This is a genomic window from Nitrospirae bacterium YQR-1, assembly GCA_039908095.1.
Lineage (GTDB): Bacteria > Nitrospirota > Thermodesulfovibrionia > Thermodesulfovibrionales > Magnetobacteriaceae > Magnetomonas.
In genome coordinates, this window is record JAMOBJ010000004.1 from 116,241 (window position 1) to 134,450 (window position 18,210).

16 protein-coding genes are annotated in these 18,210 nt (G+C 43.0%); 7 read left to right on the forward strand and 9 right to left on the reverse strand.

Annotation, left to right across the window (positions count from 1 at the left end):
- Positions 1-11: 11 nt before the first annotated feature.
- On the forward strand, positions 12-2,000 hold the full coding sequence (locus tag H7844_04235; GenBank protein MEO5356490.1) for a hypothetical protein: 1,989 nt from the start codon (positions 12-14) through the stop codon (positions 1,998-2,000).
- Positions 2,001-2,046: 46 nt separating this feature from the next.
- Here the strand turns inward: H7844_04235 and H7844_04240 are convergent, their stop codons facing one another.
- The 9 genes from H7844_04240 to lexA form a co-directional block, all read right to left on the reverse strand.
- Positions 2,047-3,093 (reverse strand): phosphate propanoyltransferase, encoded by a 1,047-nt coding sequence (locus tag H7844_04240; protein MEO5356491.1) that lies wholly within the window; start codon positions 3,091-3,093, stop codon positions 2,047-2,049.
- A 335-nt stretch (positions 3,094-3,428) separates the two neighbouring features.
- Positions 3,429-5,012: a tetratricopeptide repeat protein gene (locus tag H7844_04245; protein MEO5356492.1), complete on the reverse strand. Its 1,584-nt coding sequence runs from the start codon at positions 5,010-5,012 to the stop codon at positions 3,429-3,431.
- A gap of 9 nt (positions 5,013-5,021) precedes the next feature.
- Positions 5,022-5,825 carry a hypothetical protein gene (locus H7844_04250; protein MEO5356493.1) on the reverse strand — a complete coding sequence of 268 codons (804 nt, stop codon included), beginning with the start codon at positions 5,823-5,825 and terminating at the stop codon, positions 5,022-5,024.
- A 9-nt stretch (positions 5,826-5,834) separates the two neighbouring features.
- Positions 5,835-6,671, reverse strand: coding sequence for a VWA domain-containing protein (locus H7844_04255; GenBank protein MEO5356494.1), 837 nt, complete (start codon positions 6,669-6,671; stop codon positions 5,835-5,837).
- Between the two features lie 126 nt (positions 6,672-6,797).
- Complete coding sequence (locus H7844_04260) at positions 6,798-7,328, reverse strand: cyclic nucleotide-binding domain-containing protein (protein MEO5356495.1); 531 nt, start codon at positions 7,326-7,328, stop codon at positions 6,798-6,800.
- Between the two features lie 11 nt (positions 7,329-7,339).
- Positions 7,340-7,861 (reverse strand): cyclic nucleotide-binding domain-containing protein, encoded by a 522-nt coding sequence (locus H7844_04265; protein MEO5356496.1) that lies wholly within the window; start codon positions 7,859-7,861, stop codon positions 7,340-7,342.
- Between the two features lie 273 nt (positions 7,862-8,134).
- Complete coding sequence (gene dinB / locus H7844_04270; protein MEO5356497.1) at positions 8,135-9,358, reverse strand: DNA polymerase IV; 1,224 nt, start codon at positions 9,356-9,358, stop codon at positions 8,135-8,137.
- Entirely contained in the window at positions 9,355-9,597 is a 243-nt protein-coding gene (locus tag H7844_04275; protein MEO5356498.1) for a hypothetical protein, read from the reverse strand. Before H7844_04275 ends, dinB begins: the two co-directional genes overlap by 4 nt.
- Positions 9,598-9,601: 4 nt before the next feature.
- Complete coding sequence (gene lexA / locus H7844_04280) at positions 9,602-10,240, reverse strand: transcriptional repressor LexA (protein ID MEO5356499.1); 639 nt, start codon at positions 10,238-10,240, stop codon at positions 9,602-9,604.
- Positions 10,241-10,581: 341 nt separating this feature from the next.
- Between lexA and H7844_04285 the strand changes: the two genes are divergently transcribed.
- From H7844_04285 to H7844_04310, 6 genes are all read left to right on the forward strand, one after another.
- A complete protein-coding gene (locus H7844_04285) occupies positions 10,582-12,426 on the forward strand; it encodes a PBP1A family penicillin-binding protein (GenBank protein MEO5356500.1) in 1,845 nt (614 codons plus the stop codon).
- A gap of 34 nt (positions 12,427-12,460) precedes the next feature.
- Positions 12,461-13,813 (forward strand): beta-lactamase family protein, encoded by a 1,353-nt coding sequence (locus H7844_04290; protein ID MEO5356501.1) that lies wholly within the window; start codon positions 12,461-12,463, stop codon positions 13,811-13,813.
- Positions 13,814-13,901: 88 nt separating this feature from the next.
- The gene (locus tag H7844_04295; protein ID MEO5356502.1) at positions 13,902-14,597 is read left to right on the forward strand and encodes an SDR family oxidoreductase; all 696 of its coding nucleotides are present in this window, start codon (positions 13,902-13,904) and stop codon (positions 14,595-14,597) included.
- Positions 14,594-15,301: a dethiobiotin synthase gene (bioD, locus tag H7844_04300; GenBank protein MEO5356503.1), complete on the forward strand. Its 708-nt coding sequence runs from the start codon at positions 14,594-14,596 to the stop codon at positions 15,299-15,301. Before H7844_04295 ends, bioD begins: the two co-directional genes overlap by 4 nt.
- Positions 15,302-15,320: 19 nt before the next feature.
- Positions 15,321-18,002, forward strand: coding sequence for a preprotein translocase subunit SecA (gene secA, locus H7844_04305; protein ID MEO5356504.1), 2,682 nt, complete (start codon positions 15,321-15,323; stop codon positions 18,000-18,002).
- 22 nt (positions 18,003-18,024) lie between these two features.
- Positions 18,025-18,210: hypothetical protein (locus H7844_04310; protein ID MEO5356505.1), on the forward strand; the 186-nt coding region annotated here is incomplete at its 3' end.

The window sequence follows — 18,210 nt, forward strand, 5'->3', positions numbered from 1 at the left end:
ATTATTTAGATATGATAAAAAAATATGTACATTTAAGTGCTGATATTAACTCTGTAGTACGTGTAACTATATCCTTATTACTACTATTTATAATTTTGCCGAAAAGACTGTTTTACTACCAGAACCTGACTTTGCAACCATGGACCGGTGTAGATGTATCATGGCAACTTGCGCTTAATTTAGCAGTTAAGATGGGGCTTACATTTGGAAAGGACATAATATTTACGCATGGGCCTCTGGGGTTTCTCACAACTCATGTCTCCACTGATATTGATTTTATTATTCCTCTTGCCTTCAGCATCCTCTTGGTATTGATTTCCTTTATTATGATTCACTATATTGTATCAAAACTCAACAGTTATTCCGAAATTTTTTTTGTATTGGTTCTGTTTTTTACATCTTGTGTTGAACTGCTTTATACTACATATTGCTTTCTTTTGTTAGTAATAGTTTTCTTTTTATTCCGTAGTCTTTATGACACCCAAAATACAATAAAATATCTGTGGCTCTCAGGTGCAATTGTAATTATTCTGTTTTACGAAAAAGTATATTTAGCTCTGTTCTCACTTGCTATGTACTATAGCGTTGTAGCGTATATGCTAAGCCGCAACAGAGCAATGAGAAACAAAATACTGTTATGTGTAATTATTCATATTTTAGCCGTTAGCAGCATATCAGTATTTCTCAAGGTAGATATCCTTAATTATATAATCGGCAGTATCTCTATATCGGATAGTTATAATGACGTTATGTTTCGTAAATCAGAAAGTTTCAAGTTATATGCAGCAGTGGTGTATTTTGTTTTTTTACTAACACTTTTTCCAATGGTTATAAAGAATATTAAAAGGCATGTTCATGATTTTGTTGCATACTTAGTGATATTGCTTTCATGCTTTTTTTTATTTAAACAATCTTTTGTCAGATTCGGCAGTGGCAATGAGTTTTTCTCATTTGTAGTTTTGTTTATTGCGTTGTTTTACATTTTCACCAGCAACATATCTATAGAGCGATACATGAAAGTTGTGCTTCCTTTTTTAATAGTGCTTATTTTAATCGTTAAAATACAGGATGTTGAGAGCCTGCCGCATTATGTGGATAAGTTATTTTCACTGCCGTATAAGGATGTAATTTATAATAAGCTTTCATATGACAGAAAACAGTATTTAGAAGAAAATAAACCATACCGTACCCTGCCTGATAATATAATACGGCTAATAGATAAACAGTCTGTGGATATAATGCCGTGGGAAATCTCCTATATTTATTTTAACGGCCTCAATTATAATCCCCGTCCGATTATACAATCTTATACTGCTTATAACAGCTACCTTGATAAAAAAAATGCAGAAAAGTATGCCGGACCATCTGCACCTCAGTTTGTTATTTACTCTTCAGGCTCACTGGACGGCAGACATCCTTTCTGGGATGAAACATATACTAAACTAACATTACTGCAAAACTACAGTGTAGTGAGCATAATATATCCGGGTTCAAATCAGCTCGAATCTAACTATTTTCCATACGACACAGAGCCTAAGATGTTGCTTTTTAGCAAAAACAAAGTAAACACTGTCAAAACAATACAGAAGCACGCCGGTGATGTTACTATGAAATTCGGCGAAAAACTTCTTTTAGCCCCAGTTAATAACATACTCCTTGCTAAAATAAAAATAACATACACCTTTTTAGGCTATATTATTAGAACTCTCTATAAACCGCCTGTGATTCTTGCACTCTTAACTTATGATGACGGTGTTGAGACCTATTACAGGGCTTCCATACCTATCCTTGAAAACGGAGTGATATTAAACAAACGGGTAATCTCTACAGACGATGCCTTGAATTTTTTCACAACAAATGGTAAAGGTTGTGCTAAGGTGGTATCACTGGAGTTTATTCTGACCGGCCCCGATAAATTTAAGAAATATCTTGTGAAAGATAAAATTAACATAGCCATGCATGAAATTGACATAATACAGGGTAAGGAAAATGTCTTATAAGAGGGGTTTTGTTCTGTTGAGAACATCCCCTCCACATATATAGTTTTCAGCAATTCTGCACAGCTCTGACAGATTTTCTTTCGGTGATATCCTCAAGAAAACCGATTGCGCCATTGTTTATTTCAGCGGCGTTTGCCTCATCTGTGTCAATGTGCATATCGAGATTAAAATCATTGTGTACTCTAACCAGTACGTTTCCAAATATCAGCTCACGTCCTGTCTTTACTTTAACCATAACAACATCCATATCATTGATGTTGTATGTGTGCGCCTGGTAGGGGGACATGTGTATATGACGTCTGGCGCAAATAACCCCTTTTTTAAGTTTAAGCTCACCGTTGTCACCTTGCAACACTATTCCCGGAGTTCCCTCAATATTGCCGGAGTCTCTTACCGGGGCATTTATGCCAAGTTTGAACTCCTCGGTTCTGGATATTTCTACCTGCGATTCCTTTCTAAATGGGCCGAGAATTCGCACTCTTTCAACAGCACCTTTTGGTCCGATAAGATTAACACACTCCTGTGCGGCAAACTGCCCGGGCTGGCTAAGCATGGCCTTTGGTGTTAGCTCGTCTTTGTCACCAAACAACACATGGAAGTCATCCTTGCTTAGATGCACATGGTGCGCCGATACGTTTATTGGAAAGGGCTTGTTCCAGAGCTCGGGTTTGCCGTCACCGGGCAGAAGGTCCTCTATCGCCTTGATAACCCCATCCGCTTTAATTTCATTTAAACCATTAAGTCCCGTCTCATCTATGTTTATGTTACCAAAGAGGCTGAAGTACGACTGTATGTACTGTCTTGCCATATCACAGTATCCGGATAATGCCACCTTTGCCTCCTCATCCTTACCCTCCGCCACCTCAATGGCATATGCGATGTCCTGTGCAGTTTTGTTTTCACTTACATACTTTTCATCGCTGTTTAAGACGCCCTCTATCTCACTGATCACGCAGCCCATTTTCATTAAGAAGATAACGTTGTAGATGTACAAGATACTCTCCAGACGATCCCTGAGAAGAAATGCACGGTCATTTTCAAAACAAACCTTTAATGCCCTTTTTAGCTTGCCTATGTTGACATTTCCGTTCATTTGACCACCTCCGTAATCTGTTACTTATCTATTCGTCTGTTAAATTATCTTCTTAAGTGCACTTTAAAACTTTAACCCTCATTTAAACTTTAGCTCCAGTTGCCGGTTACCCCAATAATTACTGATATGCAAGGATTATGCCAATGAAATTGTCTTTAATTACAATGACTTAGAAAATATATAAAGAAAGAAAATCCCTGTTAAGGACAAAAATTGCCGTTACAGGGAAATTTTTGTCAACATACCAATCTGACTGCAACTTTGTATGAGCTGTAGTGCAATAAAGGCAATCTTTTATGAACTATCCCGCCGTCATGTACAACGCCCTTGTTTTGTTATCCTCCCTTTTTCCATGGGATATTTTTAGAGTCCAGAAAATCCTGTGCCGGTTTAAGGCCTAATCCGGCAGCCTTGATGTAATCAGCTATGGCCTCCTTGTGAAGCCCAAGCATACCGAATGATACCCCGCGGTTTAAATAAGCCTTAGCGTTTTTATTATCATATTTCAGGACTTTTGTAAAATCATCTATTGCCAAATCGTACTTGCCGGCCCTAACGTACTCCACAGCCCTTTGATAGTATGAGGCTGAATTAACAGGGTCCGCCTCGATTGCCTTTGTAAGCCTTTCAATTCTGCCTTTAGACAGGACACCGGTAACAAACGCAGAGACATCATCTAATGTAATCTTTTTGATAGGCCCTGTTTTTGTGTTGTCGTACAAAAAAAGCACAAACGAAAATACTACAAAAAAAAGTGCAATCGTTTTAATTTTGGGAAACTTAAATTTAGGTGCAGGCAGGAGGTTTTGTACCTGAGGTGGTTTTTCGTTTAAAAGAGAGTAGCCGCAGTTGTTGCAAAAAATTCCAGCAGCACTTTGTGCGTTGCCGCATTTTGGACAGAGCGCTGTATCGCCGGAGGCAGTATTTTGAGATTTTATATTTTCCGGTTGTGGCGGGTGTGTTACAACCGGAGCGGCTTCTGTTGTCTTAAACTCAGCTATTACCTCAGTCAGGACTCCGGCACTGATTGTACCATCGCTGTCAAGAAGGGTTAAAAAATCCGGAGATTTTTCATAAGGCAGCAGGCAGATTTTAGCAAGCACAGAGGCTTGTTTTTTTAACACGTCAGAGGCAAACAACTCTCGAAACAGCGGCGACTGGTTGGTATTGGAAAAATCCCTCTCGGAAAAAATCAGGTTATCCCCATTATAGTAACTCTCCCAAAGAGCAGGTTTATGCACTAAAGCCGTAAGGGCTGTGTGTATTACCATAGCGCTGAAGTTATCCATCATCTCACCGTAGTGAAATCGAGTTCTCTTTGGGTGCTGATAGTTAGGATGTCCAACCTCGTTACTTCTTGTAAGTGTGATAGCGGCAACGTACATGCCGTCGTAGTCTATGAGTTTAAGTCCCTCCGGTGTGACTATTATATTGGCATGCTGGAGGTCTCCGTGAGCTACTTTTTCAGCTCTTAGCTCTTTGTACATGGAAACAAAAGAATCTCTCAGAGCGGAGAGTTTATCAGTATCACCGGCCCTTATGCACTCATCTATGTACTTGTCAAACGATGTGCCGCTAATCCAGTCCATGGAAAGCAGCGGGTAGTTTTTACCGTTAACCCGTATCCCGTTTTCATAGTATTGAAACCCTATAAAATATGGAGTGTTCAGGACGCTAAGGTATTCCGATATCAGCTCGTAACGTGATTTGATATCAGGGTAGTAGTTGAAAAAACATTTTACGGCACGTTCCTTATCCGGCAGAATGATTTTATAGACGGAGGAGAAATTACCGCATCTGACAAAAGGAAGTCCTAGTCTGTTTAGTTCGACAACACCTGTTTTTAGCTCATCGTCCGGAAAGCAAAGTTCGGGGTTTTGAATAGCCTTGTTGTATTGGTCGGGAAGCGGGTATTTCATATCATCCGGCTAAAAACTCATCGTAATGCCGGTTACATCGTCGTTTTTTATTTCCTTGCCAGCCCTCAGAGTATCAACAAAGGCGGCAAAGGCATCCATATTCCCAATATTTTGAAGAGTATCCCAGGGTTTAGCGCCGCTGTGGGAGGATTTCAAAAACCACAGCGCTATAGCATCTGTAAAGAGAAACAATCTGTCGCCTTTTTGAATAATCCCTGAGTTATAGGCGATGTTTTCCTCTTTCAAAGGCTCAATGCTTGAGATAAGATTTGGAGTGTTATTAAAATCATCTTCAGAGCTGAGAGGGAAGGTAGTTAAGAGTTCATTGTTTCTGACAATAAAAAAACAAGAATCGCCGACCCCGACGGATTCCCATCTGACTTTGACAATTCTTCTGAGTTTATCCTTAATTGAGTCTGAGGGGAGCACTGTAAAGCGCACGCCGACAAAGGTTGCATGTGAGCCTGTAGATATCTTCTGTTGGGCATACCATGGGAGTTCTTTCTCCTTTAAATTATTGCTCCAATGTATTTGAGCGGTTTTAACAGTGTTAAGCAGCGCCTCTTTAAGGTTATCGTTAGGCAGCGGCTGTGTCACGTAGTTATTGACAAGCAGAGTTGCAAGTTCTTTAGAAAATGGTGATTCGGTTGCACCGTCAGACAGACAAAAACACAGTGTATCTTCCCTGTAACCCCATGCGTCCTCGTAGTCATCAATGGAGTTGCCGTTTTTTTGGGTGTAATAAACGTGAAAATCCCTAATCAGCTTATTAAAGAAAACAACATTCCTCTTTTTTATTGAGGGCCACTTCATACAAAGAGCCTATCTCAACATTCCCACTCTGGTTCCTATGTCAATGAAACTAATAAGAGAGATGAGATCGGCGTTAAATCCGAAACCTCTGCTTTGGTGGTTAACGTTATAACCGTCATTTAAAGCAGCTGTGATGAATGTCTCAGGCAGGAGGCTTGAGATTTCAAACAGCAGGGCGGCGTATTGGTCAGAGATGGCGGGTGCTCTGTCGGGGTAAATAATCGGCACAGACTGTTGAGTTGAGATGTGGATATTAAACAGAAGGACATTGCCGTCATTGGTATTAAGGCGCATGAGGTCTCGGGCGTATGGCACTGGATTACCGTCTGTGGCGTCTCCGTCTGTGATATTTATAACAATGGGGGGATAGCTGTTAAGGTTCAGGGCAATCCATTTTTCTAAAATTGTTCTGGTGGTATCGAAAGCCTTGCACATGGGAGTGCCGTTACGAGCTAGGGGTTCAATCCAGACGGGGAATTTAACGCTCTTTTGAACTGACTGCCCGTCAGCGGAGGATATCTGCTGGAGGCGTTCTTCTATTCTGAGTGGATTGTTGCCGATTTCCTCGATTTTTACAAGTTCACGACCGGCAAGCGGGCCCATAAATGCAGTGGAGACGTCGGGATTACCGTAGCCGATAACACCTACCTCAAAGTAGTTTCTGATTCCGTCGTCCTTTGAGCATTTAATGACGAGGTTTGAAAGGAGTCTGTTAACGGCATCTGCCACACCGTGGCTTTTCAGCAGAGCCGGATTGCCGCCGAAAGGGTCTCCCATCGAGCCCGACTGGTCTATTAAAAACAGAAAACATCCCGGATTGTTACGACTTATTTCAACACTATACATTAAGTTATCCCCTCACTCTCTTCTCTTAGGCTTACTTATACAAAATACTGATACTGAGCAGGCATAAGCCACATTAAATGCTGAGCGGCACAGATGAAAAAAGTAAGATACGTTACAAAAATCGGGTTATGTACCCATCAGAGCTTTAAGTATTCTTCTGTCTAGTTGACGAACGTTACCGGAGCTGACCTTAGCAATTGATTTCAGAATTTTAACAACAGTATATATGCTTGCTTCCTCAAGTTTTTGAAATTCCTCAGCCGCTAAAAGTAACAACACTGTGTCTTCCAGGGCAACACATTCGGCGCTGTGTTTCTTTCTGCTTTCTATCACAGAAAGCTCACCAAAAAAACTCCCTTTCTCTAAAATAGCAAACCGGTTTTCCCAGCCGGCGGCAGTGTGTCTGATTTCATCGCTCTTTATATTTCTAAGCATGACTAACATCTTGCTTTTGGTGTCAAGCTGAAGCTTTCTCTTTATTTCAATTTTACCTGAATGAATCATATATATGCCTTTGGTGGAATCATTTTCCTGAAAAATATAAGCACCCTTTGCAAACTCAACGACTTGAAGAATCTCTAAAACTTTTTGTAACTCACTGTCATCGAGGCCTTCTAAAAGCACCTGATTTTTTAAATCCTCAAGTCTGGGCGTCATATGTACTCCCTTTAAATTCCAATAATCAATTTTAAAAGCTGTCTGTCGAGGTATCTCATGTTTTTTGAGGAAACTCGCGCTATGGTTTTAAGCATTTTAAGGATAGTTTCAGGACTTGTCGCCTCTATCAGGGAAAACTTATCCGGGCTAAGTATATAAAACTCACAATCAGTCACAGCGTCTGCATCCGCCCCATGTTTCTTCTTTCCCTCTACCACAGAGAGTTCACCAAAATACTGCCCTTCTATCAACGATGCAAACAACTGTCTCCAGCCAAACGGTGTTTTTCTGATCTGACAGCAATTCTGCATATTTCGCATAGTTATAAGCATTTTTGTCTTCAAGTCTATAGGAAGTTTCTTTGTAATTTCCACTTCCCCGCTAATTATCATATAAATACCACGGGTCTGCTCGTTTTCCCTGAATATCGGGTCTCCTTTGGAGACCTTCAGGTTATCCACCATACCCGCTATTTTTCCTAACTCGCTGTCTTCTATTCCATCCAGCAGTATTTGCCTTTTTAAGTCATCCATTAAGGACATGTCTGAGCCGTTTTTCCTTTCAAATGCTATTTAAAAACCTTGTTCTATCATTATAGTTAATACCTAAAGAGTTTGTCAACAGCTTATTTTTAGTAACTGTAAATATTTTTAGTTCTTTCCATTTTAAAGCTAATACCAAGCTGCAGTCAGAAATAAACGCAGGCGGCTGGGAGAAGGGGACGCCTCCCCTTACAGGGGATTCCCCTTTTTAGGGGAGACGCCCCGGAGCTTTTGACGAAGCCGGCAAAGTTAGACGATTGAAGGCTACTTGGTATTATGTATGCCATGTGGTCTCCATGCAGGAGATATGACACCTGGGCCGTTTTCTCCCATCAGCGCATAAAGGGCCCAGCCCACGGTGGAACGCCCATATCTGTCATTTATGCTGTCCACTGCACTAAGTAAAGCCCGTCTTTTATTAATCTCCTCAAACAGTGAAAGCTGCCCTCCGTCCTCTGTAAGCCCCGAGAGGGTCACGCCAAGAAGACGTACGGGCTCTTTAAGCCGCTGCCCCTTTACTATCTCCAGGGCTGTTGAAAATATTCCGTGAGTGTCGTTTGTAGGTAGTCCCAGTTTTTTTTGTCTTGTGCAAGTCTCAAAACTCTTATACCTTATGGTTAGGGTAATGATGCTCCCTGCATACTTGTGTTTTCTTGCCCGTCTCCCCACCATCTCGGAAAGTCTTAGCAGATGTGTCTCGATGTCAGTCATTTTCCAGACGTCTTTGGGAAGGGTCATGCTGTGCCCTATGGATTTAACTGTCTCAGAGTCGTAGAGCCCCTGTGCTGAGACCGGAGAGTCATCCAGGCCCTGCCCCATGGCCTTAAGGCGCAGCCCTGTAACACCAAACAGACTCCTCAGCATTGACAATGAGGCACGCCCCAGCTCTCCGCATGTGTTTATCCCTGTTGATCTTAATTTTTCCGCCGTATGCCGGCCTATACCCCAGAGTTCCTGCGTGGGAAGCTCTGAGAGCACCGCCGCCGCTTCCTCTTTATTTAATATTTTGAGTCCGTCCGGTTTTGATAAATCTGAAGCAAGTTTTGCCATCAGCTTGTTGTAACTTATCCCTATTGTTGCATTTATCCCAAAAATCCGTTTGATTTCTGATTTTATCTCCCTGCCTATCCTCAGTGCTCCACCAAAAAGATGCTCAGTACCGGTTATATCCAAAAATGCCTCATCCACTGAATAAACCTCCACATCGGGGGTGTACTTCATATAGATTTTAGCAAGCCCGGCACAAGTGTGAGTGTATTTTCTGCTATTGCCCACAACAAGGATAATTTCGGGGCAGGCTTTCCTGGCCTCATAGATATTCATGCCGGTCTTAACCCCGCGCGCTCTGGCTTCATACGAGGCTGTGCTTATTATTGTTCTCTTCCCTGAGCCGATAACCCCTATAGGTTTGCCGCAGAGGTGCGGATTGGACTTCTGTTCGATTGATGCAAAATAGGCATCCATATCTATAAGCATTATAGTGCTCAAGCCTCAAGCCTCTCTAAAACCCACACTATTGACAAGCTGTTGAAACTTATCTCATACACGGCGCTTCCGTCGGTTACAGAGAAATGATAAACCCGTGCCTCTCCCTCTCTGTCCTGCCAAAAGTACGTTATCTCTTTTATAACGACTGTGCGGTTTGACCACTTGAACTTTAATGGTTTAAGTTTCGTATCGCTGCCAAAGGAGGCAAGTACAGTGATGCGCTCTCCTATTTGCTCCATTATATTAAAGTCTCCTCAGTACACCGGCCACTTTGCCGATTATCAGCACATCTGCAGCATCTACGACAATGGCCGCCATGTTTTTATTTTCCGGCACTAACCGGACGGTTGTGTCCTCCCTGTATATTCTCTTAACTGTAGCCTCATCCCCTATCAAAGCTATGCCGATATCACCGTTGGATACAGCCCTCTCCTTGTCAACAAACACTATATCTCCCTCAAGTATGCCGGCCTCCGTCATACTGTCCCCTTTTACCCTCAGGGCAAAACCGGATGTAAGATTAAATAGACTTGTATCCACATCAAGATACTCCGCCACATCCTCAACAGCAAGCCCCGGGGTTCCTGCCCGAATATTTCCTAAGAGTGGAATTCTCTGCATGTTTGGCATCCTCATGCCTGAGACCTCAAGTGCCCTTTGTTTAAGAGGTTCCTGCCTTAAATACCCCTTTCTTTTGAGGGCATCCACGTGATGCCTTGCAGTGTCGGGACTTGAAAACCCAAAACGGCTGCATATCTCTCTTATGGTCGGCGGATACCCTATCGTTGCAACATGCTCCTTTATAAACTCAAGGATTTCACCCTGCCTGTGCGTCAGCTCTTTGCCGCCGCCTGCCGCCGTAGTGTCATTACCTGTTGCCATGGTGTCACCTCATGGTAAATATACCGTACAATTGTACTATAGTACATATGTACGGTATTTGTCAAGATTTTTTTTAATAAGCAAAGGGGAGCTGTTTTATACCAAGTAGCAGTCAAAAGAGTAACGAGGCGGCAAGGAGAAAGCGACACAGGCGTACTCTTTCGTACATCAAGGAGCTTTCGACGAAGCCAACAAAGTTAATCGAATGAATGCAACTTGGTATTACGACCTATTGTTGGGACTCATAACAAGCAGCCGTCTTGAAAACATTAAACAAACTGTATTTGATTTTTTTACCCGCTTGTTGTTACTCTTTAAGGAGGAGTTTGAAGCAGGCACGTATGGTTGAGAAAAAAGGGCTACGGCGGGCATCCCAAAAAGAGCCGGTAAAGCCAAAAAAGAAACGGGGAATTTTATCCTATGTTTTAGGTTTTCTTATTATGGTTATAGCCCTGTCACTGGGTTTTGGCGGGGGTTTTTTGTTCTGGACGCTTTCCGATTTACCTAAAATAAAGATGCTTGAGGAATATACCCCGCTTCAAACCTCTCTTGTTTACTCGGCGGATAACGAGCTGCTGGCGGAGCTCTTCATAGAAAGACGTACATTTGTACCCTATCATAAGATTCCGGAGCACGTAAAAAAGGCATTCATAGCGGTAGAGGACGCACGCTTTTATAAGCACAGAGGGATTGATTTTGTCAGAATTTTCGGGGCAATGTATGAGGACATAAAGGCAGGGGGGTTTGTTCAGGGGGGCAGCACAATAACCCAGCAATTGGCTAAAATGTTGTTTCTGAAACCTGAGAGGTCACTGGAGAGAAAGCTCAAGGAGGCAGCCCTTTCCGTGCAAATAGAGCGCCACTACACTAAGGATGAAATCATCGGCCTGTACTTAAACCAGACATATTTCGGCACACGGGCTTATGGCATAGAGGCGGCCTCTTATACATACTTTGGAAAGACCACATCAGATATAACGATTGCCGAGGCTGCACTTCTGGCTGCAATACCCAAGGCGCCGACAACTTACTCGCCATTTAAAAATCCACAAAAAGCCCTGCAACGGAGAAACTTTGTTCTTAAGCGGATGCTTGTCACCGGTGCTATAACAGACAAACAATGTGAAAAGGCAATGAAGGTTCCACTTCCGGTAAATGCTCACACAAGGCGGTACAACGCCCCCTACTTTATAGATTATATAAGAAATGAGCTTGAGGACGAATATGGGGAAAAACTCTACACCGCCGGTATAAAGATTCATACAACACTGGACTATCACATGCAAAAGATAGCTGAAAAAGCCGTTTTATTTGGAGTCAACAATCTTGCCAAACGAAAACGCAAAAATATTCAGGCTGCTCTTTTGGCCGTTGACACTAAGACCGGTGCTATTAAAGCTATGGTTGGTGGTACTGATTTCTGGGAAACACAGTTTAACAGGGTAACACAGGCGGTAAGGCAACCCGGTTCGTCATTTAAGCCGATAGTCTATCTGGCCGGACTTAACGAGGGATTCACCCCTGAGAGCATCATTATTGATCAGGAAATTAGTTTTACCGGCAGCAGCAAGGCCGACATCTGGGTACCGCAAAACTACAACCACGAGTACAACGGAGAGGTAACCCTTCGTTTTGCGCTCTCGCGCTCACTAAATGCCGCTACTGTGTATCTGGCCGATAAGGTCGGCATTAAGAAAGTTATAGAGACGGCGAAAATGCTTGGCTTTAAGAATCAGGTTCAGCCCTATATGCCATCAGCCCTCGGCGCCTCAGACGTCTCTCTCTTAGAGCTGACATATGCCTATGCCGCATTTAGCAGCGGAAACCGCTACAGTCCGTACTCCATAGTAAAGATAACCAACAAAGACGGAGTACCGCTTCAGGAAATGAAAATTTCCTACAAAAACGTAATAGATGATGGAGTGGGCAATGACCTCAAAGAACTCCTCAGAGCGGTAATAACTGAGGGCACAGGGCGTGCCGCCATGTCGTTAAACAGAACTGTATATGGCAAAACCGGCACTACGGATAGTTATGCAGATGCGTGGTTTATGGGTTTTGATGAAAGGCTGGCCGTTGGAGTATGGGTTGGAAGGGATGACCATAAACCAATCGGAGACAGGGAAACCGGCTCTCAGGCGGCGCTGCCTATTTGGATTGAGTTTATGAAAAATATTAATTATTAAAGGGAACTTTTTTTATGGGGGCTGCCGCAGAGACATGTTGAAAAAGAACACAAATAAGTCAATTTTTGTATTTATTTTTTTAACAATTTTTATTTCAACTGTACTTTTACCGTCTGCTTTATATGCATCCGAAAAGCACAAAAAGACTAAGCAATCGAGGAAAGGTAAAAAACCCGTGCGCAGGCATCAAAATAAAAAGAGGATAACATCGGCTGAAAATATTGATATTAACTCAGTGGTCGGCTTTGAGGGGTATGAGACATGGTTTTCACAATTGATGGCTAAAAATGATGTTACCGGGGCCTCGGTGGCAATTGCTAAAAACGGCAGAATAATATATTCAAAGGGTTTTGGGTATGCCGACAAAGCGGCACATGAGCCTGTGACGCCCAATACATTATTTCGAGTGGCAAGCGTGTCAAAGGCTGTTACAGCCGTTGCTGTGATGAAACTCTGTGAGGAAGGTAAGTTAAGTTTACAGGACAAAGTGTTCAGGGTTCTTGACGGGGTTAGCCCTCTAAACGGCGGCGACATTGACCCAAGGATTTATGATATAACAGTACAGCATCTGTTGCAAATGTCCGGGGGATGGAATAGAAAAAGAAGCGGGGACCCTGTAAATTACCCACACGCTGTAATTGCGGCCAAAGCGGCCGGAAAAGCTCCACCTGCCGATATTGACACTACACTACGCTATTGGATGGGTAAACATCTTGATTTTGACCCAGGCACCGATTATGCATATTCAAACATAGGTTATGTAATCCTTGGCAAAATAGTTGAGAAGGTATCCGGGCAGCCATACGAGAAATATGTTAAATCGGAGATTTTTAATCCAATTGGGATAACAGCCATGCGTCTGGGCAAAACGTTAAGAAAAGACAGGGCTGCGGGTGAAACGTTGTATTATTCAAATCCTGAACAAAAGCTACGGCCAAGTATTTTTGTGGGAGAGCACGGATTGGTGTCAGAGGAGTATGGGGCGGAGTTTGCGCTTGAAACTCATAGCGCCGACGGCGCATGGATAGGATCGGCAAGTGATCTGGTGAGATTTATAGTGACGGTGGCTGGTGATGGTGAGGCGGTCTCTCCTATATCGCAGACATCCCTGAAACTGATGTTGAGGCGCCCTGAACTGGATTACTGGAAAAACAAGAATGAGTATTTCGGCATGGGCTGGAACGTTGTAGAAGGCGATGTCGGGAGTAAAAGTTTATGGTACAGGAGCGGTTCACTTCCCGGAACACTGGCTTATGTGGGAAGGCGTGAGGATAGAATAGCGGTAGCACTAATAGTAAACTCACGTCCTCAGAGCTGGCACAAATTTAACAGGATATCCCGTGCTGCACTTTGGAGAGCGGTGGATACGGAAAAAACGCTGAACTGAGTGGATAATGTGGAACTCCCCTTTAAAATCTCTCGCCAAATTCCAGCTTCTTGTAACAAACACATCCGATTTGATAAAATCATAGTAAATGCCCATAGCTCTTGTCACCGGCGCATCAGGCGGCCTTGGAAAAGCAATTGTTTTATCACTTTTAAAGGACTCCGCTGAGGTTATCGCTGTTTATAACAGTAGTAAGATTACAATTGACGGCTATGACAAAACCATGCACCCCATTAAAACCGATATTAGACACAAATCGGAAATAGAAAAGGTTGCCGGTTACATAAGTGAAAATTTCGAAAAACTCGATTACCTTATAAACTCCGCCGGAATATCTCTTGACGGCCTTATTGTAAATTACTCCGAGAGCAAATGGGATGAGGTCATTGCAGTGAATTTAACTGCAACTTTTAATGTTATCAGAGAGATGATTGAATTGTTAAAAAAATCGGAAAATCCCCATATCATTAATATTTCATCAAGGTCCGCTATAAGGGGCGTTGCCGGTCAGTGCGCCTATAGTGCATCAAAGGCGGCACTTATCGGGCTTTCCCACACACTGGCTATGGAGCTCTCACCGTATAACATAAAAGTCAACACCGTCCTTCCCGGCTACCTTAATACCACTATGGGCACGGCTAATAAGACTGCAATGAAAAGGGCCCGGCAGGAAAGCGCACTGGGCACTCTTTCCAGCCCTGAGGAGGCGGCCATGTTCATAGCTACAATTTTAAAAACCACAAGACTTACAGGACAGATTTTTACTCTGGATAGCAGACCGTGAACGGTTTCTTTATAACAGGCACAGATACCGGAGCAGGGAAAACCGTGATAACGGCAATTATTGCCCTCGGCCTAATGGACAGAAGTTTTAATGTTACCGTAAGAAAACCCATTGAAACCGGATGCAGATTAGAGCAAGGACTGTTAATTCCTGAGGATGGAGGTTTTTATAAGGATGTTCTCCGCCTTAATGACAGCATAGATGACATTACGTCTGTCAGGTTTAAGGAACCACTCTGTCCGATGGCGGCCTCGGAAATTGAAAAAAAGGACATCCCGTTAAAAAAACTCATCACGGCTCTTACCAATGTTGATAAATCCACCGTCCTGTTGGTTGAAGGAGTTGGAGGTGTGATGGCACCGCTTAAAAAGAATTTTCTTATTGCCGACCTTATACTGGAGTTGAGTTTACCTGTGATAGTGGTAGCTGAAAACAGACTGGGCGCAATAAACCACACTCTTCTTACGATTGATTTTTTGAAATACAGAAAAATTAATACAGCAGGTATTATTATAAACCACACAAGCGACACTGATAGTTTGGCTCACAGGACAAACCCGGGCGTAATTGCAGAATTGTCAAAGACACCGATAATTGGCACAGTTCCGTTTATAAATAAAAAAGACACAGAAAGTTTAATAAATATATCGAAAAAATACATTAATTATGATATAATACTAGGTTTCTTACAGAGAAAAAGATAAGTAAAAGAAGGCAAATAAAATGATAGGTTATGTATTAAAAAAGCTATTTGGCACTAAGAATGAGCGAGAGCTAAAAAAAATGGGGCCTCTGGTAGAGCTTATAAATGAACAGGAGGCTGTAATATCAAAACTCACTGATTCACAGCTAAAAGAGAAAACCGGAGAGTTCAGGTCTCGCCTTTTAAACGGCGAAACACTGGACGATATTTTAGTGGAAGCCTTTGCTGTAGTGCGAGAAGTATCAAAGCGGATACTTTCGATGCGCCACTTTGACATGCAGTTAATCGGTGGCATAGTGCTCCATCAGGGTAAAATATCCGAGATGAAAACCGGTGAGGGTAAAACCCTTGTGGCAACGCTGCCGGTGTATCTTAATGCGCTGGATGGCAGGGGGGTGCATGTGGTAACCGTCAATGATTACCTGGCTAGGCGTGATACCCAGTGGATGGGGCCGATTTATAACTTCCTGGGACTTTCCGTGGGAACTATACAAAATGATGACTCTTTTCTCTACGATCCAACGTATAAGTCCGAATATGAAAATCTTGACTTTTTGAATCCCTGCTCAAGGCAGGAAGCGTACAGGGCGGACATTACCTACGGCACAAATAATGAGTACGGTTTTGATTACCTTAGAGACAACATGAAGTACGACCTATCGGAGTTTTCTCAGCGGGAGCTGAACTTTGCCATTGTGGATGAGGTGGATAGTATTTTAATTGATGAGGCACGTACTCCACTAATCATATCAGGCCCGTCTGAGGAATCAACAGATAAGTACTATAAAATAAACAAAACAATTCCAAGACTAATAAAAGACGTTGATTACACCATAGATGAGAAAACAAAGAATGCAATTTTAACTGAAGATGGGGCAGTGCATGCCGAGAGGATGCTTGGTGTGGATAACCTCTTTGATCCAATAAACATAGAACTCGTGCATCACGTGCTGCAGGGGCTTAAGGCCCACAATCTCTACAAAAGAGACACTGATTATGTGGTGACAGATGGCGAGGTGATAATTGTAGATGAGTTTACCGGGCGTTTGATGCCCGGCAGGCGGTGGTCTGACGGCCTTCATCAGGCGATAGAGGCCAAAGAGTGTGTAAAAATAGAAAGTGAAAACCAAACTCTGGCCACCATTACTTTTCAGAATTTCTTTAGGATGTACAACAAACTTGCCGGTATGACGGGAACTGCCGATACAGAGGCTGAGGAGTTCGGAAAAATATATAACCTTGACGTTATGGTAATTCCAACAAACAGGCCGATGAACAGGGCTGATTTGCCGGATTCAATATACAAAAACGAGCAGGCTAAATTTAAAGCCGTTATAGAGACTATCCGGGAGTGTAACAGTAAGGCACAGCCTGTGCTGGTCGGCACCATATCAATAGATAAATCCGAGATTTTGTCAAAAGAACTTAAGAAGGCCGGCATCCCCCATAGTGTGCTAAATGCCAAGTACCACGAAAAAGAGGCGGAAATCGTGGCACAAGCGGGCAGAAGCGGTGCTGTAACCATAGCGACCAACATGGCCGGCCGCGGCACTGACATTGTGCTTGGCGGAAACCCCAAGGGCCTGGCTCACGATATGCTTAAAGAGAATAAGGACTACACCGATGAGGATTGGAAAACAGCTCTCTCAAAAGCGGAGGAAATTTGTGCCGCTGATAAGGTAAAAGTTATAGAGGCCGGTGGACTGTTTATTCTGGGCACAGAGCGCCACGAGGCACGACGTATTGATAACCAGTTGCGGGGACGCTCCGGCAGACAGGGCGACCCTGGAACCTCCAGGTTTTTCCTCTCCCTTGAGGATGACCTTATGAGGATATTCGGCTCTGACAGAATATCCGGACTTATGGGACGCCTTGGCATGGAAGAGGATGTGCCTATAGAAAACAAGATGGTTTCACGCGCTATCGCTAATGCCCAGAAAAAGGTGGAAGCCCACAACTTTGATATCAGAAAGCACCTCCTTGAGTATGACGACGTTATGAACAAGCAGCGAACGGAGATTTATTCTTTCAGACGGGAAATTCTCGCCGCTGAGTCATTACAAGAGCAAATAACCGAAATGATTGAGGATACCGCTCTGGACATTCTGGAGCGCTCCTGCCCTGAAGATACTTATACGGAAAACTGGGATATGGACAGTTTGCTTGATTCGATGTTTGGTATATTTGGAATCCAACAAAAAGAGTTAAAGCGCCGGATTGAAGATGTTAAACACATAAATACGTTAAAAGAAAAGATTAACGAGGTTTTAAAGCAGTTGTACAAAAACAAGGAGGGAGAGATGGGAGACCATGTCCTGCGGTATTTTGAAAAAGTTACCCTTCTCCAGCTTCTTGACACGCAGTGGAAAGACCATTTACTTGCAATGGACCATCTTAAGGAGGGAATCGGACTTCGCGGTTACGGGCAAAAGGACCCTCTCGTGGAATATAAAAAAGAAGCCTTCGAAATGTTTTCAGATTTGACATTCAGAGTGACAAACGAATTTCTAACGCGGCTTTTCCATATAAAGGTACACTCTGAGGAGGAAATAGAACGCTCAAGTATCCAAAAACGGCAACCGGTTTTCTATAACAGGAGCGATTCCGATGCTCCGCAGACAGTCAGGAAAAATAAAAAGCCCGGCAGAAATGAACCCTGCCCTTGTGGCAGTGGTAAGAAATATAAAAAATGTTGTGGTTAAGTGACAAGAGAGTAATACCGGGTTGCAGTCAAAAGTAAACGCAGGCGGCTGGGAGGACCGTGGGGAAGAGACCCCCAACCCCGCAAAGGAAGTTTATAATCTTACCAGCTCCGAAAAGAGCATTTATTTAACAGATAAAAGAGACCGCAATCCTCATAATCCCGCTCCTGCCGGCAGTTTGACCAAGTGCAAAGAGCAGTTTTACGGA

Bases quoted from the DNA above. Each gene is read 5' to 3' on its own strand.
- H7844_04275 (MEO5356498.1), bottom strand. From the start codon at position 9,597: ATGGAGCAAATAGGAGAGCGCATCACTGTACTTGCCTCCTTTGGCAGC.
- H7844_04235 (MEO5356490.1), top strand. From the start codon at position 12: ATGATAAAAAAATATGTACATTTAAGTGCTGATATTAACTCTGTAGTA.
- H7844_04295 (MEO5356502.1), top strand. From the start codon at position 13,902: ATGCCCATAGCTCTTGTCACCGGCGCATCAGGCGGCCTTGGAAAAGCA.
- H7844_04290 (MEO5356501.1), top strand. From the start codon at position 12,461: ATGTTGAAAAAGAACACAAATAAGTCAATTTTTGTATTTATTTTTTTA.
- H7844_04260 (MEO5356495.1), bottom strand. From the start codon at position 7,328: ATGACGCCCAGACTTGAGGATTTAAAAAATCAGGTGCTTTTAGAAGGC.
- H7844_04285 (MEO5356500.1), top strand. From the start codon at position 10,582: ATGGTTGAGAAAAAAGGGCTACGGCGGGCATCCCAAAAAGAGCCGGTA.
- secA (MEO5356504.1), top strand. From the start codon at position 15,321: ATGATAGGTTATGTATTAAAAAAGCTATTTGGCACTAAGAATGAGCGA.
- H7844_04265 (MEO5356496.1), bottom strand. From the start codon at position 7,861: ATGGATGACTTAAAAAGGCAAATACTGCTGGATGGAATAGAAGACAGC.
- H7844_04245 (MEO5356492.1), bottom strand. From the start codon at position 5,012: ATGAAATACCCGCTTCCCGACCAATACAACAAGGCTATTCAAAACCCC.
- H7844_04240 (MEO5356491.1), bottom strand. From the start codon at position 3,093: ATGAACGGAAATGTCAACATAGGCAAGCTAAAAAGGGCATTAAAGGTT.
- H7844_04255 (MEO5356494.1), bottom strand. From the start codon at position 6,671: ATGTATAGTGTTGAAATAAGTCGTAACAATCCGGGATGTTTTCTGTTT.
- lexA (MEO5356499.1), bottom strand. From the start codon at position 10,240: ATGGCAACAGGTAATGACACTACGGCGGCAGGCGGCGGCAAAGAGCTG.
- H7844_04250 (MEO5356493.1), bottom strand. From the start codon at position 5,825: ATGAAGTGGCCCTCAATAAAAAAGAGGAATGTTGTTTTCTTTAATAAG.